Origin of the sequence: Citrobacter sp. wls717 (assembly GCF_005280955.1) — a bacterium.
GTDB lineage: Bacteria > Pseudomonadota > Gammaproteobacteria > Enterobacterales > Enterobacteriaceae > Citrobacter > Citrobacter werkmanii.
In genome coordinates this window covers 239-476 of record NZ_SZWW01000015.1, presented here as the reverse complement: position 1 = coordinate 476, position 238 = coordinate 239, and the positions used below count along the sequence as shown (strand labels likewise).

Here is a 238-nt window from a genome sequence, read left to right as displayed (position 1 = left end):
CTTCCATCTCCATCAGTTGTCCCTCCTGCTCAGCTACTGAAGGCGTGGTGCGTAACGGTAAAAGTACTGCCGGACATCAGCGCTATCTCTGCTCTCACTGCCGTAAAACATGGCAACTGCAGTTCACTTACACCGCTTCTCAACCCGGTACGCACCAGAAAATCATTGATATGGCCATGAATGGCGTTGGATGCCGGGCAACAGCCCGCATTATGGGCGTTGGCCTCAACACGATTTT

Annotated in this window: 1 pseudogene (only partly in view); it reads left to right on the top strand. The window is 52.5% G+C overall.

The features are described 5' to 3' along the window. Positions 1-238: pseudogene (locus tag FDX09_RS09905) on the top strand (IS1 family transposase); its annotated part runs 238 nt beyond the window's last position; the annotation flags it as partial.